Source organism: Micromonospora thermarum (assembly GCF_012034245.1).
In the GTDB taxonomy this organism is placed as follows: domain Bacteria; phylum Actinomycetota; class Actinomycetes; order Mycobacteriales; family Micromonosporaceae; genus Micromonospora; species Micromonospora thermarum.
The window spans coordinates 45268-70133 of record NZ_JAATEO010000011.1; the positions used below are offsets into that span (position 1 = coordinate 45268).

Annotated in this window: 24 protein-coding genes and 1 pseudogene; 15 read left to right on the forward strand and 10 right to left on the reverse strand. The window is 72.6% G+C overall.

The features are described from left to right. The first annotated feature begins 54 nt into the window (after positions 1 to 54). Positions 55 to 606: a Uma2 family endonuclease gene (locus HCJ94_RS12145; protein WP_309227234.1), complete on the forward strand. Its 552-nt coding sequence runs from the start codon at positions 55 to 57 to the stop codon at positions 604 to 606. 124 nt (positions 607 to 730) lie between these two features. Further along, positions 731 to 1483: a GH25 family lysozyme gene (locus HCJ94_RS12150; protein ID WP_168001104.1), complete on the forward strand. Its 753-nt coding sequence runs from the start codon at positions 731 to 733 to the stop codon at positions 1481 to 1483. A gap of 103 nt (positions 1484 to 1586) precedes the next feature. Here HCJ94_RS12150 and HCJ94_RS12155 read toward each other — a convergent pair whose 3' ends face one another. Both HCJ94_RS12155 and HCJ94_RS12160 read right to left on the reverse strand, forming a co-directional pair. Continuing rightward, positions 1587 to 1817, reverse strand: coding sequence for a hypothetical protein (locus HCJ94_RS12155; RefSeq protein ID WP_168001105.1), 231 nt, complete (start codon positions 1815 to 1817; stop codon positions 1587 to 1589). 59 nt (positions 1818 to 1876) lie between these two features. After that, positions 1877 to 3841, reverse strand: a complete 1965-nt coding sequence (locus HCJ94_RS12160; protein WP_168001106.1) for a serine/threonine-protein kinase — start codon at positions 3839 to 3841, stop codon at positions 1877 to 1879. A gap of 91 nt (positions 3842 to 3932) precedes the next feature. Here HCJ94_RS12160 and HCJ94_RS12165 point away from each other — a divergent pair, with 91 nt between their 5' ends. Further along, entirely contained in the window at positions 3933 to 4145 is a 213-nt protein-coding gene (locus tag HCJ94_RS12165) for an acyl-CoA carboxylase subunit epsilon (RefSeq protein WP_168001107.1), read from the forward strand. 143 nt (positions 4146 to 4288) lie between these two features. Next, a complete protein-coding gene (locus HCJ94_RS12170; RefSeq protein WP_168001108.1) occupies positions 4289 to 4756 on the forward strand; it encodes a hypothetical protein in 468 nt (155 codons plus the stop codon). Positions 4757 to 5048: 292 nt separating this feature from the next. Here the strand turns inward: HCJ94_RS12170 and HCJ94_RS31160 are convergent, their stop codons facing one another. Further along, positions 5049 to 5261 carry a hypothetical protein gene (locus HCJ94_RS31160; RefSeq protein WP_168001109.1) on the reverse strand — a complete coding sequence of 71 codons (213 nt, stop codon included), beginning with the start codon at positions 5259 to 5261 and terminating at the stop codon, positions 5049 to 5051. A gap of 852 nt (positions 5262 to 6113) precedes the next feature. Here HCJ94_RS31160 and HCJ94_RS12180 point away from each other — a divergent pair. Beyond that, a complete protein-coding gene (locus tag HCJ94_RS12180; protein WP_373684269.1) occupies positions 6114 to 7277 on the forward strand; it encodes a S8 family serine peptidase in 1164 nt (387 codons plus the stop codon). 33 nt (positions 7278 to 7310) lie between these two features. Here the strand turns inward: HCJ94_RS12180 and HCJ94_RS12185 are convergent, their stop codons facing one another. Continuing rightward, a complete protein-coding gene (locus tag HCJ94_RS12185; protein WP_168001111.1) occupies positions 7311 to 7736 on the reverse strand; it encodes a PIN domain nuclease in 426 nt (141 codons plus the stop codon). Then, entirely contained in the window at positions 7733 to 7942 is a 210-nt protein-coding gene (locus tag HCJ94_RS12190; protein ID WP_168001112.1) for a type II toxin-antitoxin system VapB family antitoxin, read from the reverse strand. Before HCJ94_RS12190 ends, HCJ94_RS12185 begins: the two co-directional genes overlap by 4 nt. Positions 7943 to 8064: 122 nt before the next feature. Between HCJ94_RS12190 and HCJ94_RS12195 the strand changes: the two genes are divergently transcribed. Together HCJ94_RS12195 and HCJ94_RS12200 are read left to right on the forward strand one after the other, a co-directional pair. Continuing rightward, positions 8065 to 8721, forward strand: a complete 657-nt coding sequence (locus HCJ94_RS12195; RefSeq protein WP_168001113.1) for a Maf family protein — start codon at positions 8065 to 8067, stop codon at positions 8719 to 8721. A gap of 89 nt (positions 8722 to 8810) precedes the next feature. Continuing rightward, positions 8811 to 9464, forward strand: a complete 654-nt coding sequence (locus HCJ94_RS12200; RefSeq protein WP_168001114.1) for an O-methyltransferase — start codon at positions 8811 to 8813, stop codon at positions 9462 to 9464. On the opposite strand, the gene HCJ94_RS12205 is transcribed toward HCJ94_RS12200, so the two are convergent. Then, the gene (locus tag HCJ94_RS12205) at positions 9461 to 10687 is read right to left on the reverse strand and encodes an MFS transporter (protein WP_168001115.1); all 1227 of its coding nucleotides are present in this window, start codon (positions 10685 to 10687) and stop codon (positions 9461 to 9463) included. The genes HCJ94_RS12200 and HCJ94_RS12205 overlap by 4 nt on opposite strands. Before the next feature lie 186 nt (positions 10688 to 10873). Here HCJ94_RS12205 and HCJ94_RS12210 point away from each other — a divergent pair, with 186 nt between their 5' ends. Next, positions 10874 to 12625 (forward strand): ATP-binding protein, encoded by a 1752-nt coding sequence (locus tag HCJ94_RS12210; RefSeq protein ID WP_168001116.1) that lies wholly within the window; start codon positions 10874 to 10876, stop codon positions 12623 to 12625. Between the two features lie 6 nt (positions 12626 to 12631). On the opposite strand, the gene HCJ94_RS12215 is transcribed toward HCJ94_RS12210, so the two are convergent. Next, positions 12632 to 13522 carry a LysR family transcriptional regulator ArgP gene (locus HCJ94_RS12215; protein ID WP_168001117.1) on the reverse strand — a complete coding sequence of 297 codons (891 nt, stop codon included), beginning with the start codon at positions 13520 to 13522 and terminating at the stop codon, positions 12632 to 12634. A gap of 69 nt (positions 13523 to 13591) precedes the next feature. On the opposite strand from HCJ94_RS12215, the gene HCJ94_RS12220 reads away from it, so the two are divergent. Then, positions 13592 to 14188 (forward strand): LysE/ArgO family amino acid transporter, encoded by a 597-nt coding sequence (locus HCJ94_RS12220; RefSeq protein WP_168001118.1) that lies wholly within the window; start codon positions 13592 to 13594, stop codon positions 14186 to 14188. A gap of 105 nt (positions 14189 to 14293) precedes the next feature. Continuing rightward, on the forward strand, positions 14294 to 15733 hold the full coding sequence (locus HCJ94_RS12225) for a GuaB1 family IMP dehydrogenase-related protein (RefSeq protein ID WP_168001119.1): 1440 nt from the start codon (positions 14294 to 14296) through the stop codon (positions 15731 to 15733). A 57-nt stretch (positions 15734 to 15790) separates the two neighbouring features. Here the strand turns inward: HCJ94_RS12225 and HCJ94_RS12230 are convergent, their stop codons facing one another. After that, positions 15791 to 17416 carry a DHA2 family efflux MFS transporter permease subunit gene (locus HCJ94_RS12230; protein WP_168001120.1) on the reverse strand — a complete coding sequence of 542 codons (1626 nt, stop codon included), beginning with the start codon at positions 17414 to 17416 and terminating at the stop codon, positions 15791 to 15793. Between the two features lie 53 nt (positions 17417 to 17469). Between HCJ94_RS12230 and HCJ94_RS12235 the strand changes: the two genes are divergently transcribed. Then, positions 17470 to 17997, forward strand: a complete 528-nt coding sequence (locus tag HCJ94_RS12235; protein WP_168001121.1) for a MarR family winged helix-turn-helix transcriptional regulator — start codon at positions 17470 to 17472, stop codon at positions 17995 to 17997. 1 nt (position 17998) lies between these two features. Here the strand turns inward: HCJ94_RS12235 and HCJ94_RS12240 are convergent, their stop codons facing one another. Beyond that, positions 17999 to 18568, reverse strand: a complete 570-nt coding sequence (locus HCJ94_RS12240; RefSeq protein WP_168001122.1) for a TetR/AcrR family transcriptional regulator — start codon at positions 18566 to 18568, stop codon at positions 17999 to 18001. 81 nt (positions 18569 to 18649) lie between these two features. Here HCJ94_RS12240 and HCJ94_RS12245 point away from each other — a divergent pair, with 81 nt between their 5' ends. From HCJ94_RS12245 to HCJ94_RS12260, 4 genes and pseudogenes are all read left to right on the forward strand, one after another. Next, on the forward strand, positions 18650 to 19096 hold the full coding sequence (locus tag HCJ94_RS12245) for a DoxX family protein (protein WP_168001123.1): 447 nt from the start codon (positions 18650 to 18652) through the stop codon (positions 19094 to 19096). A gap of 25 nt (positions 19097 to 19121) precedes the next feature. Further along, positions 19122 to 19586 carry a MarR family winged helix-turn-helix transcriptional regulator gene (locus HCJ94_RS12250; RefSeq protein WP_168001124.1) on the forward strand — a complete coding sequence of 155 codons (465 nt, stop codon included), beginning with the start codon at positions 19122 to 19124 and terminating at the stop codon, positions 19584 to 19586. After that, positions 19580 to 21313 (forward strand): ABC transporter ATP-binding protein, encoded by a 1734-nt coding sequence (locus HCJ94_RS12255; protein WP_168001125.1) that lies wholly within the window; start codon positions 19580 to 19582, stop codon positions 21311 to 21313. The genes HCJ94_RS12250 and HCJ94_RS12255 overlap by 7 nt, the downstream gene beginning before the upstream one ends. A gap of 155 nt (positions 21314 to 21468) precedes the next feature. Continuing rightward, positions 21469 to 23449: pseudogene (locus HCJ94_RS12260) on the forward strand (ABC transporter ATP-binding protein); the annotation flags it as partial. Here the strand turns inward: HCJ94_RS12260 and thrS are convergent. Further along, positions 23424 to 24692: a threonine--tRNA ligase gene (thrS, locus tag HCJ94_RS12265; protein ID WP_309227241.1), complete on the reverse strand. Its 1269-nt coding sequence runs from the start codon at positions 24690 to 24692 to the stop codon at positions 23424 to 23426. The pseudogene HCJ94_RS12260 and the gene thrS sit on opposite strands and share 26 nt — an antisense overlap. Positions 24693 to 24866 lie beyond the last annotated feature (174 nt).

Below are 24866 nucleotides of genomic sequence, written 5' to 3' on the forward strand. Positions count from 1 at the left end.
GCCCGTATGGTGTGAAACTGACCGGGTGGTGAGCGATACGGGAGGTGAACGCACGTGAGCGCGTCCCCCCTGGAACCCCACGTCGGCCTCTGGACGGAGGCCGACTACTTCGCCATGGGCGAGACGAACGACCGGATCGAGCTGCTCGACGGGAGCCTGATCGTGAGCCCTGCCCCGAGCAAGCGGCACCAATTGGTGTCCCGTCGCGTTGCGAACAGCATGGACGCTGCGGTCGCATCCGCAGACCTGATGGTGTTCGAGGCGGTGAACCTCCGGTTGGGGGTCGACCGGATCGCGATTCCCGACGTGCTCGTCGCCGACACCGACGACGAGGGAACGGTCGTCGAGGCTCGGGAGGGGCTCCTCGTCTGTGAGATCGTCTCCCGAGGAAACGCCGCGGCGGACCGGCTGGTCAAGATGCAGCTCTACGCGATCGCCCGCATCCCCTGGTACCTGCTGGTCGAGCAGGACGGCGAGACTCACTCCCTGCGGCTGTACCGGCTGGACGGCGGCCACTACGTCGAGGACCGGGTCGCAAAGGCGGGTGAGACGCTCAGCATCGCCGAGCCGTTCCGATGGGAGATCGACCCCGCGACGTTGCGCTGAGTTGACCGCGGCGCCGGCCGGCGTTCAGACGTCGGCGGTGAAACTTTTCCTCAACATGTGTTGCCTTGGGCGGCACTGGTCTTCAATGATGTCAGTCAATCGATCGGCGTCTTTGGAGGCATCCATGGCCCGTACCAGATCACCGCTGCGCCGGCTGATCGCCGCCGCTCTCACCACGGTCGCCACCGCGACCGCGGCCCTCGTCGCGACCGCCACCCCCGCGGCCGCGGCCACCATCCCCGGCATCGACGTCTCCCACTACCAGGGCAGCATCAACTGGACGAGCGTCCGCAACGCCGGGATCCAGTTCGCCTTCATCAAGGCGACCGAGGGTACGACCTACAAAGACCCCAGGTTCGGCGCAAACTACACCAACGCGTACTACGCCGGGGTGATCCGCGGCGCGTACCACTTCGCGCGGCCGAACATCTCCTCCGGCGCGACGCAGGCGAACTTCCTGGCCTCCAACGGCGGCGCGTGGTCCGCGGACAGCCGCACCCTGCCTGCTGCGCTCGACCTGGAAGCGAACCCGTACAGCGGCGGCTACTGCTACGGCCTCAGCACCACCGGAATGCGCAGCTGGGTCCAGGACTTCCTGAACACCTACCGCTCGCGCACCAGCCGCTACGCGGTCATCTACACCACCACCAGCTGGTGGAACACCTGCACCGGCAGCTGGAGCGGCCCCTGGGGCAACCACCCGCTCTGGATCGCCCGCTGGGCGAGCACGCCCGGCACCCTGCCGTCCGGCGCGCCGTTCTGGAGCTTCTGGCAGTACACCAGCACCGGCAGCGTCCCGGGCATCAGCGGCAACGTCGACCGCAACTACTGGAACGGCGACCGCAGCCGGCTGATCGCGCTGGCCAACAACACCTGAGTCCGCACCAACCTGGGGAGGCAGTTGGCGGCAGCGGGATCGGCTGTCACCGTACGGTCGACAACTGGTCCGGCTGCCGCCACGCCAAACCCGCGGCGGGTCGTCAGGCCCGCCGCCGTGCCGCCACCGGGACGGTCACCGCGTCGGTCCGGGTGAGGGCGCTCCGGCGGGAAAGCCGCCAGACCACCACCCCGGCGACGGTGACGGTGACGACGGTGAGCAGCGCGACCAGGAGCGGCAGGCCGGCGCTGGCGAGGACCAGGACGACGTCGCCGAGCGCGACGAGCATCCACAGTGCCACCCGGGGCCCGGTGTCCTTCCGTCGGTAACTCATCTCGTACCTCCTTCCGTCGTGGGCAGTGAGATACCCCGTACGACGGAAGGTCATGCGGATCAGCTTCGCACCGGCACGAATCCGTCGGCGATCGTCCGGAACGTCTGCTCGTTGGCGGCCCACTCCGACTCCGGGCAGTCCCAGCGGATCGCGTAGCCCTTGTCCGGAGCGGTCACGAAGCCGCGGTTGCGGACGTGGACCCGCTGCCCGCCCTCGGTGTAGATCCACTCCCAGTCGGCGGCCTCGTCCCAGTAGTCCACCGAATCGATCTTGACGAACTGGTAGCCCGCGTAGTCGTCGCGCCGGCGGGCCTCCTGACTGCGCCAGTCGGCCTCGGCATCCTTCTGCGGGCTGGTCGTCTGGTCGATGAGCAGGGCCCGGCCCTGGCCGTCGGAGAACCGGACGCGGTAGTCCTCCGGCCCAGGGCCCCACTTCCTGCGGTAGTTCAGCTTGAAGCCGGGCGGCAGGGGCACCGAGAAGCCGGTCGCGTCCTTGTGGAGCGTCCAGCCGGCTGGCAGGGCAGCACCGGTCGTGGCGCTCGGGGTCGGGCTGGCGCTGGTCGGCGCGGCGCTGCTCGGTGCGGGGTTGGCCGGCGCGGGCGCCGACGTCGGCGGCGACGCTGACGTGGGTGCGCCACTCGTCGCACCGGCTCCCGAGGGATCGCCACCGTCGTCGTCGTTGGTGAGCAGCGGCACGACCACGGCGAGACCGAGCAGCAGCACGGCCACCACGACACCGATCAGCAGGTTGCGGCGGGTCGTGTCGCGCTTCGTACCGTCGGGCGGCGGGACCGCCGCGCGCCCGGCCGGCGCGGGAGCCGGACGAGGCAGGACGGACGTCGCGGCGGGCTCGACCTTCGTGTCGTCGGGCGCGGGCGGCGGTGCGGCCTTCGACGCGGATTCGGCGGCCTTCGGCGCGGGCTCGGCGGCCTTCGTCGGAGGACCGGCGTCCGGAGTGGACGGCGGCGGCGTGACCTTGGCGGTCGGGGCGGCGTCCGAGGCGGTCGGGGTCACCGTCGCCGGCGCGTCCGCGGCTGCCGCCGCGGCGGCGCCGGCCGCCGGTTGGCGGGGCGCGGGCGGGGCGACGGGCTTGTCGGACTCCCGCTCGGCGGGGCGCGGCGACGGCACGACCGGCGGACGGGGCTCCCGCCGGCCGCTCGGCCCGGGCCGGCGCACGCCGTCGAGCAGCGGGATCGTGCGCGACCGCTTCCCGCCGGCGCGGCGGAGCAGCTTCTCCGCCACCTCGGCGGTGATCCGCTCGTTCGGATCCTTGCGGAGGAGGCCGTTGAGCACCGGCCGGAGCGGACCGGCGTTCTTCGGTGGCGGCAGCGGCTCGGTGGCGAGCGCCGCCAGGGTGGCGATCGCCGACGGCCGCGCGTACGGGGACTTGCCCTCGACCGCCGCGTACAGGGTCGCGCCCAGCGACCACAGATCGGCCTCCGGACCGGCGGTGCCGTCCCGGGCCCGCTCCGGCGCGATGTACGCGGGCGATCCGAGCACCATGCCGGTGCGGGTGACGTTGGGGTCGCCCGGGATCGTGGCGAGGCCGAAATCGGTCAGCACGACGCGTCCGTCGTTGCCGAGCAGCACGTTGCCGGGCTTGATGTCGCGGTGCATGACGCCCGCCTTGTGCGCCGCCTTCAGGGCGGCGAGCACGCCGAGCCCGATCTCCACCGCCCGGGCCGGCGACACCGGCCCGTCCTCGGCGAGGGTGTCCTGGAGGGACTTCGACGGCACGTACTCCATGACGATCCACGGATCGCCGTCCGTGCGGAGCACGTCGAAGATGCGGACGACGTTGATGTGGTTGAGCCGGGCGATGGCCCGCGCCTCCCGCAGCGAGCGCTCCCGCATCTCGCGGCGTTCCTCGTCGGTGAGGCTGGGCGGCGGCACCAACTCCTTGATCGCCACGTCGCGGTGCAGCACCTCGTCGCGCGCCTTCCACACCCGACCCATGCCACCCTGACCGAGCGGCGAAATGAGCCGGTATCGGTCAGCGACGAGTTGGGGAAGCGCGTTCGACATCGCTGAGACGGTACCCGGCGGCAACGACTGTCACACCGCCGGCACGCCACTGTGCGGCGAAGGTCAAGTTCCGACCGCGTACCCTGACGCCATGTCTGCCGAAGAGCCGCTGTTCCGGGTCGTCCGCGGCGTACCGACCGCCGAGGAGCTGGCCGCCCTCGTGGGCGCGATCGTCGTCCGGTCCCGCCCGACCACCGCACCCGCCCCGACCCCGGTGTCCGCCTGGGCGCGCAGCGCCCGCCCCGCCGGCGCGGCCCCCACGGCCGGTCCCGGCGCGTGGCGCGCGTCCGGCCTGCCGCGCTGACTTTTTGGTACGCATCGGCGCAGCTCTTCGCCGCTGCGTCGACGACGAGTCGCCCGGTGTGCACCACTCTGGGGCTGCAACTCCCAGCCGCCACCCGTTAACCTCACTCTCGGAAACGGTGCGGTGACGCGTAGGGAGGGACCATGATCCCCGAGGAGGACCGCCCAGCAGCCTGGCTCCGCGGCTACGGCGGCATCGAGGCCGACATCCGCCAGTTACGCGAGTTCGCCGAGAAGCTCCAGGCCGAGGTGGAGCGCCACTACGCGCCGCACCTGTCGTACATCGCCGAGGACATGACCGCCGCCGTCCCCAACCCGGCGGACGCGTTCATCGAGCTGGTGCAGTTCCTGCACGCCCACTGGGAGACCCAGCAGGCCACGACCGACATGGTCTGGAGCGTCGGCGGGGCGACCGGGCACCTGGCCGCCGCGGCCGGCACCGTCGCCGAGCGCTACGGCAACTCCGACGCCTTCGCCTCCGCCCGGGTGGTCGACGTCGAACGGGCCCTCGCCGCCCCGACCGCCGTCGCGCCGACCGGGTCGCCGTCCGTGGTGCTGCGCGACCCGACCGGCCCGGAGGAGATCCCGCCCGGGCCGGTGGTGCTGCCGTGAACGAGCCCGGAGTCGGCCGCTCGGGCGGCCTCACCGACTGGCACCTCATGGACGTGGCGAGCATGTGGGCCTGCCTCAAGGACCAGGACACCACCAACCAGTGGCGGCAGGTCGCCGGCTGGCGCAAGGTCTGCGACCTGGCCCAGGCCCACCTCGGCCGGTTGCACGCGTACCGCCGGGGCCTCGCCGAGGCGTGGCCGCCGGAGACCAACGCCGCCGCCCGCACGTACCTCGCCGAGCTCGACCAGCTCATCGACAAGGTGCGGCACACCCACGACGCGGCGGCCGCGAACTACACCGCGCTCGCCGCCGCCACCCAGGCCATCGGCAGCACCCGCACCGCCCTCGAGAAGATCCACGACGAGTACGCGGTGAAGCTCCAACAGAAGCGGTCGTACGAGGCGACGGCGGCGGATCCGAAGGCGGTCGCCGGCAGCCGCGTCTCCGAGCCTCCGGTGACGGACGCGGACCTGGAACGGTTGAACGTCCAGGCGCGCGGCATCATGTACGGCCTCAGCAGCGAACTCCAACAAGCCCAAGTAGCCCTACGCCAACCCCCACCAGCACGACAGCCTGGCCGCGCCCCCGAAGCTACGGATCCATATGTGGCTGTGCCCAGCCCAGTCATTCCTCCGATCATGCCGGTACCGATGGCGGGAGCCTCACCGTCATCGCGCACTCCATCAAAATCAACGCCGCGACCTTTTCCTACACCGCCGAGTCCGAAGCTCGGGCCATTGTTAGGCGGCGCGGCGAACTCCACCGCTCCGGCGGCAATCAATACGAATATTCCAGGCGCCGGGCCAGTCGGTTCAGCAAATCCGCCGAGTTTGGGCGCTCTGCCGAGTTCCTCAGTCTCCGGTCGGCCCAACAACCCTGGCACAAGCCATCTCGGAAGGCCGGTCGTTGGCAGACCAAGCAACAAACCACACGCAACACAGCCACCTGCCCCTAGAGCGATGCCGCCCGGAGGGCTGATAGGTGGGCTTCCCGGCGCGGGACTTGGCCAGCCGGCCTCAGGCGGTACCCAACCCCGCCGCGTCAACCCCATAGGTGGCGTGATCGGAGGCGGCGGGGCAGGTACAGCCCCTGCTGGCGGTGCTGGCTCACGACCTGGCGGGGCTCGCGGATTCCCTGGGGCACATGTACTTCCGCCGATTGCAAACTCATCCGGTTTCCCCACGGCAATGGGGCAGAGCGCGGCGCATGGCCAGGCGGCGCGCCGCAACGAACCAAGCATGGAACGAACCTGGGATCCGGACCACCCATGGGAAACGGATCGCGGGGTAGACCCCGTAGTCCTTCCGCCGAAGGACGAGGGACCGATCGATCCCGGCCCGGCCATCGGTTTTACCAGGTGAATTCACGTGCAGGGCGGATCTTGATCGCTCTCTCGAGCCTGGCGGCTCTGCTTGGTGTGGGAGTGCCTGCACACGGCGAATCTCTGGCTCCCGCACCCATCGGGGCCGACCGTATCCGTGCTGACCAGTGGCACCTGGACTACCTCGACGTCGAGGCCGCTCACCGCATCAGCCAAGGCGAGGGCGTAATAGTGGCGGTACCCGATACCGGAGTAGATCCCCACCCTGACCTAAAAGAAAATTTGCTGTCCGGCACCAATCTCCTCCCAGGGGCCGTGGGTGACGCCCGGGAGGATCCGAACAGCCATGGCACAGCTATGGCTGGCATCATCGGCGCCCACGGTCATCCTGACGGAGTCGGAGCACTAGGCATCGCACCAAGAGCCCGGGTTCTCCCAATAACAACATCGGGCGCAGACAACGAGGGTAATGCAGATCGCCTAGCAGGGGGAATTGAGTACGCTGTTGCCACTGGCGCAGACGTCATCAGCATTTCCGGTGGAGGTGCCACCTCCTCGCAGCTGTCCCGTGCACTTCGGACTGCACGAGCAGCTGATGTCGTCGTTGTAGCTGCGGCGGGGAACCGGCCGGATGATCAGAACGTGATCTTTCCGGCATCGGCCGAGGGCGTCATTGCCGTCGGCGGCATAGATCGCAGCGGAAAACTAGCCATGATAGCAACGACAGGGCCGGAGATCGACATTGTTGCGCCAGCGGTCGATATCTACAGCACGGGGAGAGGCGGCAGATACCAGAAGAGCACCGGCACCTCGAATTCCACCGCCATTGTTGCTGGGGCTGTTGCTTTGATCAGGGCTAAGTATCCGCATCTGCCGGCGAATGAGGTGGTGCATCGGTTGACTGCTACGGCTGTCGACAAGGGACCGCCGGGGCGGGACGACCAGTACGGCTATGGCGTGATTGACATCGTCGCGGCGCTGACCGCCGACGTGCCTCCGATCGGCTTCGACTCCACTACGTCTCAGGCCCCGATCACCCCGCCGGCAAACCCTCGGGCGGACTCCCGGGACGGGGACAGTGCGGCGACGATGCGCGGCCTCGTCACGTTGGGCGTGATCGTGGCGGCGGGAGGCGCATGGGCCTTTGTCGCCAGGCGCCGCCGGCGCAGCGACGATCCGCCTCCGCGCATCAGCCGGTGAGACGAGAGGCGATCAAGCGCATCGGGCCTGCGGCTACTTGATCGAACCCGCGCGAGCCACCCACGCGGCAGGCTGCCCGGTCACGTTCGCGATCTGGTCGAAGTCGCGGTCGTAGTGCAGCAGGGACAGGCCGTGGTACTCGGCCGTCGCCGCGATGAGCAGATCGACCGCGCCGGCGGAACGATGCACGCCTCGCTCTGTGAGGTCGTGCTGGATCTCGGCAGCCCGCTCGTAGACGCGGTCCGGCATCATCACCCAGCCGAACACCGTTCGGAGTTGATGCTGAAGCCACTCGCGGTCTGCGACGGACCGAGCGGTGTACAGGAATTCCAACTCGATGACGGGGCAGACGGCGATCAGGCCGGCTGTCAGGGGCGACTCCCACCGGGCGCGCAGCTCAGCGTTGCGCAGCAGGCGAACCAACGCGCTGGTGTCGACCAAATAGTCAGCGAGCCTCACGACCGGTAGGCGCCCTTGTCGAGCAGTTCATCGAAGTCACCGGCCTCAGCGCGGTTGGCGAGTTCGGCAAGCGCTCTGGCGCGACGGAGCCGTGCCGCTCCCTCCCGGAGCGCCACGTTCACTGTTTCCTTCTTGGTCTTGGTCCCGAAGGCTTCGGCTGCATCGGCCAGGGCCTCGTCGTCCACATCCACCAGAATCTTGGTCATGGCCACCCCTATATACCGTGAACGCATCGAGTATATCCCCGACCCGGCCCTGGATCCCGTTGTTTGCACTCGGGGGACCCGACGTGCCCCCGCTGTCCACGTCGCCCGGTAACGTCGGCGGGGTGTCCGGATCTCTGCCGCTCCGTCTCGTACTCGCCTCGGCGAGCCCCGCCCGCCGCAAGACCCTCCAGGCCGCCGGCATCGAGCCGGACGTGCTGGTCAGTGGCGTCGACGAATCGTTGGTGGTGACGGACCGGGCGGAGGACCTCTGCCGCGAACTGGCGCGGCTCAAGGCGCAGGCCGTGCTGACCCGGCTGCGGCCGTCCGACGACCAGCGCACGCTGGTGATCGGCTGCGACTCGGTGCTGGAGTTCGACGGCGGGATCTTCGGCAAGCCGGCGGACGCGGCGGACGCCGTACGCCGGTGGAAGCGGATGCGGGGACGCAGCGGCGTCCTGCACAGCGGGCACTGCCTCATCGACATCGCGGCAGGGCGCCGGGCCGAGGCGGTCGCCTCGACGACCGTGCACTTCGCCGACATCAGTGACGACGAGGTGGCCGCGTACGTCGCCACGGGTGAGCCGCTGGCGGTGGCCGGCGCGTTCACGATCGACGGGCTGGGCGGGCCGTTCGTGGAGCGGATCGAGGGCGACCCGGGCACGGTGGTGGGCCTCTCCCTGCCCCTGCTGCGTCGCCTCCTGGCCGAGCTGGACCTGCGGATCACCGACCTGTGGACGAAGGTCGCGCCGGGCAACCAGTCGGTCGAGCCGCTCCCCTGACGCCGGCACCAGAAACAAGCCGCCACGAGGCGACGGCCCGCGCGAGGAGAAGCCGGCACCGGGAGAAGGCCGGCACGAGGAGAGACACGATGACCACGAAGTCCATCCCGCTCACGCCGGAGCTGCACGCGTACCTCGTGGCGCACGGCTCGCCGCCGGACGACGTCATGCGGGACCTGATCGACGAGACCCGCGCGGCGTTGCCGGGCGACGCGCAGATGCAGGTCGCCCCGGAGCAGGCCGCGTTCCTGACCTTCCTGACCCGGCTCCTGAACGTGCGACAGGCGGTCGAGGTCGGCACGTTCACCGGGCTCTCCGCGCTGGCGATCGCCCGCGGACTGGCCGAGGGCGGGCGGCTGACGTGCCTGGACATCTCGGAGGAGTACACGGGCATCGCCCGGCGGTACTGGGCGCGCGCGGGCGTGGCGGACCGGATCGACCTGCGGATCGGGCCGGCCGCCGACACTCTGCACGACATGCCGCACGAGCGTCACCTCGACTTCGCCTTCATCGACGCGGACAAGACCGGGTACCCGATCTACTGGTCCGAGCTGGTGCCGCGGATGCGTCCGGGCGGAGTGATCGCGGTGGACAACGTGCTGCGCGGCGGCCGGGTGATCGCGCCGCAGAACGCGGACGACCGGGCGATCGCGGCGTTCAACGACGAGGTCCTGGCCGACGTCCGGGTCGAGGCGGTGATGCTTCCCGTCGCCGACGGCCTCACGCTCGCCCGCGTGCTCTAAGCGACGCGGACCGGGAGCGCGGCCGGCTTCGAGGTCCGGTCGCGGAGACTGCGGCCGAGGCGGACGGCGAGCAGCGCGGCCACGGCGATGAAGGCGGGCAGGAACAGGAACGCCAGGTGCGGTCCGACCTCGTCGGCCACCCTGCCGAGGGCGACCGGCGCGATCCCGAAACCCACCGCCATGGAGTACGACGCCCAGCCGGCCGCCTTGTCCGCGGCGGGCCCGGCGACGGCCAGCGCGATCGAGATGGCCAGCGGGTAGTGCAGCGCGTTGCCGAGGCCCAGCACGACCAGTCCGGCGACCGCGAGGCCTCCGATCGGGGTGGCCCAGAACAGCGTGAAGCCGGCCAGGGAGAGTCCCAGCGCGGCGAGCAGCAGCGGGACGGGCCGGTACCGCAGGGCGATGCGGCCGCCGACCAGCCGCCCGGCGAACATCCCGCCGACGATCGCGGCCACGGCGGCCGAGGCGGCACCCGCGCCCAGCCCGGCGTGCGTACGGAGCACGTCGGCGGTCCAGAGCGACAGGCACACCTCGATCGAACCGGTCACCGCCATGAGGACCCAGGCGACCCAGTACGCCTGCGGCAACCGGCGAGGAACCGGCGTGCCGGAGGCGGGCACCGCCGGCCGGGCACCGGGAGCCGCGGCAGCGGGGTCGGCCTCCGGACCGCGTACCCGGAAGGTCAGGGCGGCGAGCGCGACCAGCGCGATCAGGCCGACCTCGGCGGCCATCGCGGGCCGCCAGCCCCACCCCGCGTCCACGCTGGCGCCGATGACCAGCGGGGCGAGGATGCCCATGCCGGCGCAGGCGGCGTTCGCCTCGCTCAGCGCGGCCGGCGCGGCGACGCCGTGCCGGGCGGTGAGCACCACGGTGACGCCGCTGATCACCATCATGCCGAAGGTGGCGATCACCGCCATGGCGGTGATGGTGGCGGGCAGGGCGCGGAAGGTACCGAAGGCGGTGACGCCGAGCGCGACCCCGGCCAGGCCGGTCCAGATCGCCGGACCGCGGCCGATGCGGCGGGCCAGCGGCGCGAAGAGCGCGCCGCCGAGCAGCGCGCCGACGGCGATGCCGGTGCTGTGCAGGCTGGCGACGGCGGCCGAGGTGCCCTGTTCGTCGCGGAGCAGCGGGACGACCGGGCCGAAGCCGTAGAGGAAGAAGCCCCACAGACCCAGCTGGGCGTAGGCGAGCCAGGTGGTCCGGTCACGGGTGAGGCGCGGCACTGGCCTCACGCTACAAGCGCTCAACCGTCGCCCCGCCGTGGGTGAGAGCCAGGTCTCGTTCGGCGGACGCCGCGGGTGGGCATGAACGCGGGCGGAGAGTGCGGCATCCCACACTGAGCGATCGTTAGGGGCGTCAGGGTGGCCGATACACTCCCGGTCAGTAACCTCCCGGGAGGAGCCACCAAGGTGCGCAAGGTACTCATCGCCAACCGCGGCGAGATCGCCGTCCGCGTCATCCGCGCCTGCCGCGACGCCGGCCTGGGCAGCGTCGCCGTCTACGCGGACTCGGACCGGGACGCCCTGCACGCCACTCTGGCCGACGAGGCGTACGCCCTCGGCGGTGACACCGCGGCCGACAGCTACCTGCGGATCGACAAGCTGATCGACGTCGCCGCCAAGGCCGGCGCCGACGCCGTGCACCCCGGCTACGGCTTCCTCTCGGAGAACGCCGACTTCGCCCAGGCGGTCATCGACGCCGGGCTGACCTGGATCGGCCCCACCCCGCAGGCGATCCGCGACCTCGGTGACAAGGTCACCGCCCGGCACATCGCCCAGCGCGCCGGCGCGCCCCTGGTCCCCGGCACGCCGGACCCGGTCGGCAACGCCGACGAGGTGATGGCCTTCGCCGTCGACCACGGCCTGCCGGTCGCCATCAAGGCGGCCTTCGGCGGCGGCGGGCGCGGCCTCAAGGTGGCCCGCACGATGGAGGAGATCCCGCACCTGTTCGAGTCGGCCACCCGGGAGGCGGTCGCCGCGTTCGGCCGGGGTGAGTGCTTCGTCGAGCGGTACCTGGACAAGCCCCGCCACGTCGAGGCCCAGGTCCTCGCCGACCAGCACGGCAACGTGATCGTGGTCGGCACCCGGGACTGCTCCCTCCAGCGCCGGCACCAGAAGCTGGTCGAGGAGGCCCCGGCGCCGTTCCTCACCGAGGCCCAGCGGACGCAGATCCACGAGTCCGCCAAGGCGATCTGCCGTGAGGCCGGCTACCACGGCGCCGGCACGGTCGAGTACCTGGTCGGCGCCGACGGCACGATCTCCTTCCTGGAGGTCAACACCCGGCTCCAGGTCGAGCACCCGGTGACCGAGGAGACCGCCGGCATCGACCTGGTCCGCGAGCAGTTCCGCATCGCCGACGGCGAGAAGCTGCGCTTCACGGAGGACCCGACGCCGCGCGGGCACTCCATCGAGTTCCGGATCAACGGCGAGGACCCGGGCCGCAACTTCCTGCCCGCCCCGGGCACGATCACCGCGCTGCGCCTGCCCACCGGCCCGGGCGTCCGGGTGGACACCGGCATCTCCGCCGGTGACGTGATCGGCGGCAACTTCGACTCGCTGCTCGCCAAGGTCATCATCACCGGCGAGACGCGCGCCGAGGCGATCGAGCGGGCCCGCCGCGCGCTGGACGAGATGGTGGTCGAGGGCATGGCCACCGCGCTGCCGTTCCACCGCCTGGTGGTCCGGGACGAGGCCTTCACCGCCGAGCCGTTCACCGTGCACACCCGGTGGATCGAGACCGAGTTCGACAACACCGTCCCGGCCTTCACCGCGCCGGCCGGCGCCGTCGAGGGCCCGGCCGAACGCGAGACCGTCGTGGTCGAGGTGGGCGGCAAGCGGCTGGAGGTCAGCCTCCCGGCCGGCTTCGGCGGGGGTACGACCACCGCGTCGCCCGCCGCGAAGAAGCCGGCCCGCCGGGGCGGTGGCGCCAAGGCCGGTGCCACGGTCAGCGGGGACGCGCTCACCTCGCCGATGCAGGGCACGATCGTGAAGATCGCGGTCGCCGACGGTGACACCGTGGCCGAGGGCGACCTGGTGGTGGTGCTGGAGGCGATGAAGATGGAGCAGCCGCTGCACGCCCACAAGGCGGGCACGATCAGCGGCCTCTCCGCCGAGGTCGGCGCGGTCATCACGGCCGGCGCGGCGATCTGCACCATCGCCTGAGGCGCCTCAGCGGAGGGTTTCGGCGGCCACCGCGCGGACGGCGGCCGTGAGCGCCGTCAGGGCGGCCGACTTCAGCCGCCAGTGCTGCCAGTACAGCGGGACGTCGACCGTGCGTCCGGGGGCGATGTCGACGCAGCGCCCGGACGCCAGGTCGGCGTCGGCGATCTGCTCGGGTACCAGCGCCCAGCCGAGGCCCAGCCGGATCGCCTCGCTGAACGCCGGCACCGACGGCAGGTAGTGCGCCGGCGGCTCCAGCTCGCGGCCGGTCACCGAGCGCAGGAACCGGTGCTGCAACCGGTCCTTGCGGTCGAACACCATCACCGACGCCTCCGCCAGCGCCCCCGGGGTCGCGCCGTCGGGGAACCACCGCCCGGCGAACGCCGGCGACGCCAGCGCCCGGTAGCGCATGGCGCCCAGCCGCTGCACCCGGCACCCCTGCACCGGCTCCCGCTGGGCGGTCACCGCCGCCGTCACCGATCCGTCGCGGAGCAGCTCGGCGGTGTGCTCCTGGTCGTCCTGCCGGATGTCGAAGGAGAGGTCGAGCGGCTCCGGCACCCGGGCCAGCGCGGCGGGGAACCAGGTGCCCAGGGAGTCGGCGTTCACCACCACCGCGACGCGCGTACGGCCCCGGCCGCCGACCAGCGGCCCCCGCGCCTCGGCCAGTGCCTCCTGCTCCAGGAGGGCGAGCTGGCCGGCGAGGCGCAGCAGCGGCTCCCCCGCCTCCGTGGGCCGGCACGGGCGGTGCCGTCGCACCAGAACCTGGCCGACCGTCTCCTCCAGGGCCTTGATCCGCTGGCTCACCGCGGACGGCGTCACATGCAGCAGCCGGGCGGCCGCGTCGAAGCTGCCCTCCGCGACCACGGCGGCGAGCGTCCGGAGCTGGACGGCGTCGAGCATAAGAGAATCTTACGGAACGTCAGATTCTTTAGCTGGACCGCATGAAGCCGGGGCACCTACGGTCGTGGGGTGGTCGCCTCCGCCCTCGCCGGGTTCTCCCTCTCCGTCGCCCTGATCGTCGCCATCGGCGCGCAGAACGCGTTCGTCCTGCGCCAGGGGCTGCGCCGGGAGCACGTCGTACCGGTCGTGCTCACCTGCGCGGTCTCCGACGCCCTGCTGATCGGCGCCGGCATCGCCGGAGTGGGCGCCCTGGTGGCGGACCGGCCCGGCCTGCTCACCGCCGTCCGGTGGGGCGGCGCCGCGTTCCTGCTGTGCTACGCGGTGCTCGCCGCCCGGCGGGCGCTACGGCCGGACGCGCTGCGGCCCGCGGACCGTCCCCCGTCGCGACTGCGGACCACCCTGCTGGCGTGCCTCGCCTTCACCTACCTCAACCCGCACGTCTACCTGGACACCGTGCTGCTGCTCGGCGGCGTCGCCCAGCAGCACCCGCACCGGTGGGTGTTCGGGGCGGGAGCCGCCACGGCCAGCCTGGCCTGGTTCACGGCGCTCGGGGCGGGCGCGTACCGGCTCGGGCCGCTGCTCGCGCGTACCGCGGTGTGGCGGGTCCTCGACGGCGTGATCGCCGTGGTGATGGCCGGGCTGGCGGCGGCGCTGGTCCTGGCCTGAGCGGGGTGCCGACCTCGGCCCCGCCGGGATGTCGGCACCCGCCCCGCGCGGTGCTTTCCGCCACCACCGGCGGCGCGACCTCCGGCGGGCGGTCATGATGGCCGGGTGCGGTTCCTTCACGGCGCGGTCCCCGCGCACGACCTGACCTACAACGACGTCTTCATGGCGCCGGCCCGCTCCGAGGTCGCGTCCCGCCTCGACGTCGACCTCGCGACCAGCGACGGGACGGGCACGACGATCCCGCTGGTGGTGTCGAACATGACCGCGGTGTCCGGCCGGCGCATGGCGGAGACGGTCGCCCGGCGCGGCGCCATCGCGGTGATCCCGCAGGACATCCCGATCGAGGTGGTCGCGAACGTCGTCGCCTGGGTCAAGCAGCGGCACCTGGTGCACGACACCGCGATCACGCTCGGCCCGACCGACACCGTCGGTGACGCGATCCACCTGCTGCCGAAGCGATCGCACGGCGCGGTGATCGTGGTCGACGAGGCGGGCCGGCCGGTCGGTGTGGTGACCGAGGCGGACACGGTGGGCGTGGACCGGTTCGCGCAGTTGCGGCACGTGATGTCGACCGAGCTGCACACCGTGCCGGCGGACGCGGACCCGCGTACCGGCTTCGACCGGCTCTCGGCGGGCCGCCGCCGGCTCGCTCCCGTGGTGGACGCGGAGGGACGGCTCATCGGGGTGCTGACCCGGCAGGGCGCGCTGCGCGCGACGCTGTACAAGCCGGCCGTCGACGACCGTGGCCGGCTCCGGATCGCCGCGGCGGTCGGCATCAACGGCGACGTCGCCGGCAAGGCCGCCGCACTGCTGGAGGCCGGGGTCGACACGCTCGTCGTTGACACCGCGCACGGCCACCAGGAGCGGATGATCTCCGCGCTGCGGAAGGTGCGCAAGGTCGACCCGGCCGTCCCGGTCGCGGCCGGCAACGTGGTCACCGCCGACGGCGTACGCGACCTCGTCGAGGCGGGCGCCGACATCGTCAAGGTCGGCGTCGGCCCGGGCGCGATGTGCACCACCCGGATGATGACCGGGGTGGGCCGGCCCCAGTTCTCGGCGGTGCTGGACTGCGCCGCGGCGGCACGCGAGCTGGGCCGGCACGTGTGGGCCGACGGTGGGGTCCGGCATCCGCGCGACGTGGCGCTGGCGCTGGCGGCGGGCGCGTCGAACGTGATGATCGGGTCGTGGTTCGCCGGCACGTACGAGTCGCCCGGCGACCTCTACGTCGAGGCGGACGGCCGGCGCTACAAGGAGAGCTTCGGCATGGCATCGGCCCGCGCGGTCAGCGCCCGGACGGCGGAGGACTCCGCGTACGACCGCGCGCGGAAGGCGATCTTCGAGGAGGGCATCTCCTCGGCACGGATGTACCTCGACCCGAACCGGCCCGGCGTCGAGGACCTGATCGACGAGATCATCTCCGGGGTACGCAGCGCCTTCACGTACGCCGGGGCGCACAACCTCGCGGAGTTCCACGAGCGGGCGCTGGTCGGCGTGCAGAGCGCGGCCGGCTACACCGAGGGGATGCCGCTGCCGACGAGCTGGTGACCGGCTGAGCCGCCCGACGTCGGTGATCGGCTGGACCGCCCGACGTCGGTGATCGGCTCAGCCGCCCGACGTCGTCGCCGGCGTCGGTTGGCGGGACGGCGGGGACGGCTCGGGGTGGTCCCGGGGCAGCCGGGCGCAGGCGAGCAGGCCGACCAGGAGGAAGCCGGCGGCGGAGAAGGCCGCGTACCGGGTGGCGTCGGAGAAGGCGGCCTTCGCCTCCTCCGCGATCGGCGCGGTACGCGGATCGGCGGCGAGGCCGCCGATCGCCGCGCCGGCGCTCTCCCGGACGGCGGCCACGATCTGCTCGCGCTGGGCCGGGTCGACACCGGGCTGGTCGGCGAGCCGGTCGCCGAGGATCCCGCCCAGGCCGGCGAAGAGCACGGTGCCCAGCACCGCGATGCCGAGCGCCGACCCCACCTGCCGCGCGGTGCTCTGCACGCCCGAGCCCTGGCCGCTCTGCCGGACCGGCACCTCCCGCAGCGACACCCCGGTGAGCTGGGCGGTGGCCAGGCCGACCCCGACGCCGTAGAGGAACAGGAAGCCCAGCGGCGCCCACCAGGACGTGTCCGGGGCGACGACCGTACCGAGGCCGGCGATGCCGGCGAGTTCGGCGGCGACGCCGACCTGCACGACGCGGGCGGCGCCCCACCGCTGGACGAGTGGTGCGCCGAGACCGCTGGCCAGAAAGCTGCCGACGGCGAGGGGCAGCAGGGCGAGGCCGGTGTCGAACGCGCTGTAGCCGAGGACGTTCTGGTACCACAGCGGAAGGGCGAAGAGCAGGCCGAACTCGCCCAGGCTGACGATCGCGGCGGCGACGACGGCGTTGCGGAACGAGCCGATCCGGAACAGCGACAGGTCGAGCAGGGCGGCCCGGCCGGACCGGCTGCGGCGGACCTGGTGGGCGACGAAGACGGCGAGGGTGACCAGGCCGACCAGCCCGGCCACCGGCACCGGCGAGATCGCGGCGGTCCAGTCCAGTCCGAACAGGCTGAACGGCTTCTCCCGCTCCCACCACCCGTAGGTGCGCCCCTCGATGAGCGCGAAGACGACGCCGGTCATGCCGACGACCGAGAGCAGGGCGCCGAGCCAGTCGAGCCCCCGCTCCGCGCGCTCGTCCCGGGACTCGCGTACCAGTGCGAGCGTGGCGGCCACGACCAGCGCGCCGACCGGCACGTTGATGCCGAACGCCCATCGCCAGGACAGCTCCGTGGTGAGCCAGCCGCCGAGGAGTGGGCCCAGGGCGGCGGCGCCGCCGATGGTGGACCCCCAGATCGCGAACGCGATCCCCTTCTCCCGCCCGGTGAACGTGGCGTTCAACAGGGACAGCGAGGTCGGCAGGATCATGGCGCCGCCGAGCCCCTGGAGCACCCGCGCGCCGATCAGCGCCTCGCCGGACCCGGCCACCGCGGCGAGCACGCTGGCCGCGACGAAGACCACCACGCCGGCGACGAACGCCCGCCGCCGGCCGGCGCGGTCGGCGAATCGGCCGGCGACCAGCAGCAGGGCGGCGAAGACCAGGGTGTACGCCTCCTGGACCCACTGCGCGTCGGTGGCGGTGATGCCGAGGTCCCGGATGATCGCGGGTACGGCGACGTTGACGATGGTGGCGTCGACGATGATCGTCGCGACTCCGAGGCTGATCGCGAGGAGCCCCCACCAGCGCGCGCGTCCCTGCACCGGCATGCCCGCCTCCGATCGCTAGATTGTCTAGCTACATGAGATGCTAGCTTTCACCGATGGAACGCCCTCCGTCAACCACCGGCGGCTCGCGCCGCGGGCCGTACAGCGAGGCGCCGTCGACGAGCGCCACCGCCCGGGCGTTGCGCGAGGTGATCCGGGCCGCCGGCGACACCCGCGGTGCCCTGGCCCGCCGTCTCGGCATCGGGGCGACGGACGCCGCCGCCATCGACCACCTGGTCTCCAGCCCGGACGTCCTCGGCCCGGCGGAACTGGGCAACCGGCTCGGGATCCGCTCGGCCTCGGCCACCACCCTGGTGGACCGGCTCGTGCGGGCCGGCCACGTCGAGCGCGCACCGCACCCGCAGGACCGGCGCCGGCTGGCGCTCCAGGTCACCGACCAGGCGTACGACGAGGTGCTGGAGGCACTACGCCCGATGCTGGCCGGGATCGAACAGGCGGTCGCCCGGCTCACGCCGGAGCAGGCGGCGGCGACCACCGCGTTCCTGCGGGAGGTGGCGGCGGTGATGCGGGAGTACGTCGTTACCGCCCCGGGCGACCCGGGTGGGCGGTCGACGGCGGGCTGAGTCAGCGGGGCCCGAAGAGGCGGTGGATGACGGCTCGCGCCGCCGCCTGCGGATCGTCGCCCACGTCGGCGGGCAGGGCGCCGGCGTTCCAGAGCGTGGCGAAGCCGTGGACGATCGACCAGGCAGCCAACGCGTCGCCCCGGGCGTCGCCGGACGTACCGTGCCCGGGCGGAAGGTCGGCGACCGCCGCGTGCAGAGCGCCTCCCGACCGTTCGCGCGCGGCCACCACCTCCGGCGCCTCACGGCGGTAGAGGTCGGGGCGGAACATCACCTCGAAGTGGGCCCGGTGGCGGACGGCGAAGTCCACATAGGCCACCCCGGCCTCCAGCAGGCCGCCGTCGGCGCCGTGCAGCGCCTCGGCGAGCAGGTCGAAGCCCTCCACCGCGAGCGCCGTGAGCAGGCCGGCCTTGTCGCCGAAGTGGTGCGCGGGCGCCGCGTGCGACACGCCCGCCCGGCGGGCGAGGTCCCGAAGGCTCAGTGCCGCCGGCCCGGACTCCTCGATCACCTCGGCCGCGGCGGCGAGCAGGGCCCGGCGCAGATCGCCGTGGTGGTAGCTCCGGGTGCCAGTCATGCGCCGATCCTATCTTTCCATTGACAAGATGGCGCCACCGGGGCAATCTTGACGTCGACAAGATAGGTCGAGGAGGTCTCGTTGATTCCGCTGATCGCCCTGGTCGCCGGAGCCGCCGTGGCCCGACTGGCCGGTTTGGCCGGCGTGGCCGCGCTCGACGGGTGGCAGCCGGCCCTGCGGGTGGGGCTGGCCCTCATGTTCGTCCTGACCGGCGCGGCCCACTTCGGCCCGCGACGCCGGGCCGACCTCGTGGCGATGGTGCCGCCCCGACTCCCGCATCCCGGGCTCCTGGCCACCCTGACCGGGGTGCTCGAACTGCTCGGAGCCGTGGCACTGCTCGTCCCGGCCACCGCCCGGTGGGCCGCCGCCGGTCTGGTGGTGCTGATGCTCGCCATGTTCCCGGCCAACGTGTCGGCGGCCCGGCGCGGCCTCACTCTGGCGGGCCGGCCGGTGACGCCGATCGGCGCCCGTTCGGCTCTCCAGGTGCTGTTCGTCGCCACCGCCGCGGCAATTTCGTTTGGCCCCTGACTGTCAGGCCGCTAATCTGGCGCTCATGGAGCTGATCCGCCTCGACGACGTCCCACTCGGGCGGCTGCTGGTGGTGGCCGGGCACCTGACGAGCCAGCGATGGAACCGCTGGCTCGCCGAGGAGCACGGCCTCACCCAGGCCGGCATGGTCACCCTGCTGACCCTGGCCGAGCACGGCGAGCTGCCGCACCGCGCGGTGGCCGAGCGGTGCTTCGTCAAGCCGGCCACCCTGACCGGCATCGTCGACACCCTGGAACGCGACGGCCTGGTCGAGCGGCAGCGGCACGCCACGGACCGGCGCAGCGTCAAGCTGACGCTCACCTCCGCCGGCCGGGCCCGCGCCGACGCGCTCCGGGCGATGATGCGCTCCGACCGTCCGCTCACCCCGGTCGACGCCGACCCGGAGAAGGCGGCGGTGGTCCGGGAGTTCCTGCTGGCGGTCATCGGCAGCGCGGACGCCGCCGTGCCGGAGGGCGGCCCGACGTGCTGATCCGGTTGCTGCGCACGCACCTGCGCCCATACCGCCGGCCGTTGGCCGCGGTGGTGGCCCTCCAGTTCGTCGGCACGATGGCCTCGCTCTACCTGCCGAGCCTCAACGCCGACATCATCGACCTCGGCGTGGCCCGGGGCGACACCGGATACATCGTGCGGACCGGCGGCTGGATGCTCGTGGTCAGCCTGGTGCAGATCGTCTGCGCCGTCGCCGCCGTCTACCTCGGTGCCCGCACCGCGGCGGCCTTCGGCCGGGACGTGCGCGCGGCGGTCTTCGCGCACGTGAACCGCTTCTCCGCCCGCGAGGTCGCCCGGTTCGGGGCCCCGTCGCTGATCACCCGCAACACCAACGACGTGCAGCAGGTGCAGGTGCTCGTGCTGATGAGCGCCATCGCGCTGGTGGCCGCACCGATCATGAGCGTCGGTGGCGTGGTGATGGCGCTGCGCGAGGACGTCGGGCTCTCCTGGCTGATGCTCGTCAGCGTGCCGGTGCTGGCCGCCGGCCTGGGCCTGGTTATCCGGCGGATGGTGCCCGGGTTCCGTCTCATGCAGACGCGCATCGACACGGTGAACCGGGTGCTGCGCGAGCAGATCACCGGCATCCGCGTCGTCCGGGCGTTCGTCCGGGAGCCGTACGAGACGGCACGTTTCGCCGCCGCCAACGCCGACCTGACCGCGACGGCCCTGCGGACCGGCCGACTGGGCGCCCTGATCTTTCCCGTCGTGATGCTGGTGCTCAACGTCTCCAGCGTCGCGGTGCTGTGGTTCGGCGCGCGGCGGGTGGGCGCCGGTGCGATCGAGGTCGGCGCGCTCACGGCCTTCCTGCAGTACCTGATGCAGATCCTGATGGCGGTCATGATGGCCACCTTCATGCTGATGATGGTGCCGCGGGCGACGGTCTGCGCCGAGCGCGTCGTCGAGGTGCTGGACACCGACTCCTCCGTGGTTCCCCCGGCGCAACCGGTCACCGACCTGCCGCCGCGGGCCGAGCTGGAGCTGCGGGACGTGCGCTTCCAGTACCCGGGCGCGGCCGAGCCGGTGCTGCGGAACGTCTCGTTCCGGGTGGCGCCGGGCACGACCACGGCGGTCGTTGGCGGCACCGGCGCCGGCAAGACCACCCTGCTCTCCCTGATCCCGCGGCTGGTCGACGTGACCTCCGGCGCCGTGCTGGTGGACGGCGTGGACGTCCGGGACCTGGCGCCCGACGAGCTGTGGCGGCGGATCGGCCTGGTGCCGCAGCGCCCCTACCTGTTCAGCGGCACGGTGGCGAGCAACCTCCGCCTCGGCAACCCGGACGCGACCGACGCCGAGCTGTGGGCGGCGCTGGAGGTGGCGCAGGCGCGCGACTTCGTCGAGGCGATGCCCGAGGGGCTGGACGCGCCGATCGCGCAGGGCGGCACCAACGTCTCCGGCGGCCAGCGGCAGCGGCTGGCGATCGCCCGGGCCCTGGTACGCCGGCCGGAGATCTACCTGTTCGACGACTCGTTCTCGGCGCTGGACCTGGGCACCGACGCGCGGCTACGGGCGGCGTTGCGGCCGGTCACCACCGACGCGGCGGTGGTGACCGTGGCACAGCGGGTCTCCACGATCGTCGATGCCGACCAGATCGTCGTCCTGGAGGGCGGGGCGGTGGTCGGGGTCGGGCGGCACGCGGAGCTGCTGGACGACTGCCCCACGTACGCCGAGATCGTCGCGTCCCAGCAGACCACGGGGGTGGCAGCGTGAGCGGCGAGCGGAACACGGGGCGCGGCGTCGAGAGTCCTCGTGGCGGCGGCCCGGCTGCGGTCGTACCGCAGGGACGGCCGGCCCCCGACGGGCCGGTGCCCCGGCGACTGCCGGCCGGCGGCCAGCGCGGCGGTCCGCCGTGGATGGGGGCCGGGATGCCCGCCGAGCGGTCGATGACCTTCGGGCCGTCGGCCCGGCGGCTGCTCGGACGGTTGCGCCCGCACCGCCCCCAGCTGGTCGGGGTGGTCGGGCTCGCGGTGCTCGGCGTCGGGCTCAGCGCGGTCGGGCCGAAGGTGCTCGGGCACGCCACCGACCTGATCTTCGCCGGGGTGCTGGGCCGGCAGCTGCCGCCCGGTACGACGACCGAGCAGGCCGCCGCGGCGGCCCGGGCGGCGGGCGACGACAGCTTCGCCGACGTGATCACCCGGATGGGCGTGGTGCCCGGCGCGGGGATCGACACGTCCGCGCTGGCCCGGGTGCTGCTGCTGGCCCTCGGCCTCTACGTCGCGGCGGCCGCACTGACCTGGTGGCAGGGGTGGCTGCTCACCGGTGTGGTGCAGCGGACCGTCCACCGGCTACGCGAGGACGTGGAGGCGAAGCTCAACCGGCTGCCGCTGCCGTACTTCGACCGGCAGCCGCGCGGGGAGCTGCTCAGCCGGGTCACCAACGACATCGACAACATCTCCATCAGCCTCCAGCAGACGCTGAGCCAGCTGCTCACCTCGCTGCTCACCGTCGTCGGCGTCCTCGCCATGATGTTCTGGATCTCGCCGCTGCTGGCCCTGGTCGCGCTGGTCGCGGTGCCGCTGTCGGTCGTGGTCACCCAGCGGATCGCGAAGCGCTCGCAGGGTCAGTTCATCGCCCAGTGGACACACACCGGCGAGCTGAACGGGCAGGTCGAGGAGGCGTTCACCGGCCACGAGCTGGTCAAGGTCTTCGGCCGGCAGCGCGAGGTGCAGGCGGCCTTCGCCGCGAAGAACGAGGAGCTGTTCCGGGCCAGCTTCGGCGCCCAGTTCATCTCCGGGATCATCATGCCGGCGATGATGTTCATCGGGAACCTCAGCTACGTGGCGATCGCCGTGGTCGGCGGTCTCCGGGTGGCCTCGGGGACGATGACCCTGGGCGACGTGCAGGCGTTCATCCAGTACTCCCGCCAGTTCACCCAGCCGCTCACCCAGGTCGCGTCGATGGCGAACCTGCTCCAGTCCGGGGTGGCCTCCGCCGAGCGGGTGTTCGCGGTGCTCGACGCCGAGGAGCAGACCCCGGACCCGGCCGTGCCGGCCCGGGTGGCCGACCCGCGCGGGCGCGTCGAGTTCCAGCACGTCTCCTTCCGGTACGCCCCGGAGAAGCCGCTGATCGAGGACCTGTCGCTGGTCGCCGAGCCCGGCCAGACCGTGGCCATCGTCGGGCCCACCGGTGCCGGCAAGACCACCCTGGTCAACCTGATCATGCGCTTCTACGAGCTGGACGCCGGCCGGATCACCCTCGACGGGGTGGACGTCACCCGGCTGACCCGCGACGACCTGCGCGGTCGGGTCGGCATGGTGCTCCAGGACACGTGGCTCTTCGGCGGCACGATCCGCGACAACATCGCGTACGGGCGACCGGGCGCCACCGAGGAGGAGATCCTGGCGGCGGCGCGGGCGACGTTCGTCGACCGCTTCGTCCGCAGCCTCCCGGACGGCTACGACACCGTCATCGACGAGGAGGGGAGCAACGCCAGCGCCGGGGAGAAGCAGCTCATCACCATCGCCCGCGCGTTCCTCGCCGAGCCGTCCCTGCTGATCCTCGACGAGGCGACCAGCTCGGTGGACACGAGGACCGAGGTGCTGCTCCAGCGGGCGATGGCGGCGTTGCGGTCGGACCGCACGAGCTTCGTCATCGCGCACCGGCTGTCCACGATCCGCGACGCCGACCTGATCCTGATGATGGAGGACGGCCGGATCGTCGAGCAGGGCACCCACGACGAGTTGCTCGCCGCCGGCGGGGCGTACGCGCGCCTCTACCGGGCCCAGTTCAGCCAGGCGACGGCGGGCGAGCCCGAGCCGGCGGTGGCGCAGTGAACGCCGGTCCGGTCCCCGCGCGGTGTGCGCGGGGACCGGCGGGTCGCTCAGCCGGCCGGCAGGAGGTCCGCCGAGCGGGCGGCGACCGCCCGTCCGACCAGCCCGAGCGCCTCGGCGGCCGGCATCGGATCCAGGGTCCGACCGCCCCGCAGGCGCAGCGAGACCCGTCCGTCGGCCGCCTCGCGGGGGCCGATCACCGCCACGTACGGGACGCGGGCGCGGGCGGCGTCCCGGATCCGGGCGCCCAGCGAGCCAGCCCGCTCCACCTCGACGCGCAGCCCGGCAGCGAGCGCGTCGGCGGCGAGGCGGCCGGCCGCCGCGTCCTGCCCGTCGTCGATCGGCAGCACGACCAGCTGCACCGGGGCGTACCAGGGCGGGAACGCGCCCTGGTGCACCTCGACCAGGTACGCGAACAGCCGCTCCATGCTCCCGACCAGGCTGCGGTGCACCATCACCGGCCGCCGCCGGGCCCCACCCGAGTCGGTGTACGACAGGTCGAAGCGCTCCGGCTTGTCGAAGTCGAGCTGGACGGTGGAGATGGTCGACTCCCGGCCGGCCGCGTCGACGATCTGGACGTCGATCTTCGGGCCGTAGAAGGCCGCCTCCCCCGGGCCCTCCGCGTACTCCACCCCGTCGAGCGCGGCGCGCAGCAGGTCCTCGGCCCGCGCCCACCGGGCGTCGTCACCGACGTACCTCTCCCCCGGCCCGCGCAGCGACAGCCGGAACCCCGCCGGTCGGACACCGAGCGCGGCGTGCGCCTCGCGGATCAACCGCAGGATCTCCGCCACCTCCTCGCCGACCCGCTCCAGCGCGCAGAAGTTGTGCGCATCGTTCAGGGAGATGGCGCGTACCCGGGCCAGCCCGCCGAGCACGCCGGAGCGCTCGGCCCGGTACATGTCTCCCAGCTCGGCGATCCGCAGCGGCAGGTCCCGCCAGGAGCGACCCCGCGCCCGGTACACCAGCGCGTGGTGCGGGCAGAGCGCCGGCCGCAACACGAACTCGTCGTCGGCGGACAGCCGCATCGGCGGGAACATGTCGTCCGCGAAGTAGCCCAGATGCCCGGAGAGTTCGAAGAGTTCCCGCTTGCCCAGCGGCGGGGTGACCACGTGCCGGTAGCCGGCCCGGCGTTCGAGGTCGCGGACGTACTCCTCGACGGCGTGCCGGGCGGCGGCACCGGCCGGCAGCCAGAGCGGCAGGCCGGCGCCGGCCAGCGGGTCGGAGACGAAGAGGCCCAGCTCACGGCCGAGCCTGCGGTGGTCGATCATGTCGCGCTCCTGGTTCGGGTACGACCCGGAGGCGACCGGCGCCCGGAACAGCACGAGGCCCCGGGGCGGATCGCCCCGGGGCCTCGTGGACAGACGTGTCAGTGCGGCGCGCCGGGGTGTCCCGGCGTCGTGGTGAGGACCGCACGATTCATGCGGCAAGGGTACGCGGACCAGCCGGCGGCGAGCATGTGCATTTCCGGCCGGGCTGCGGACGGCGGTGGCGCG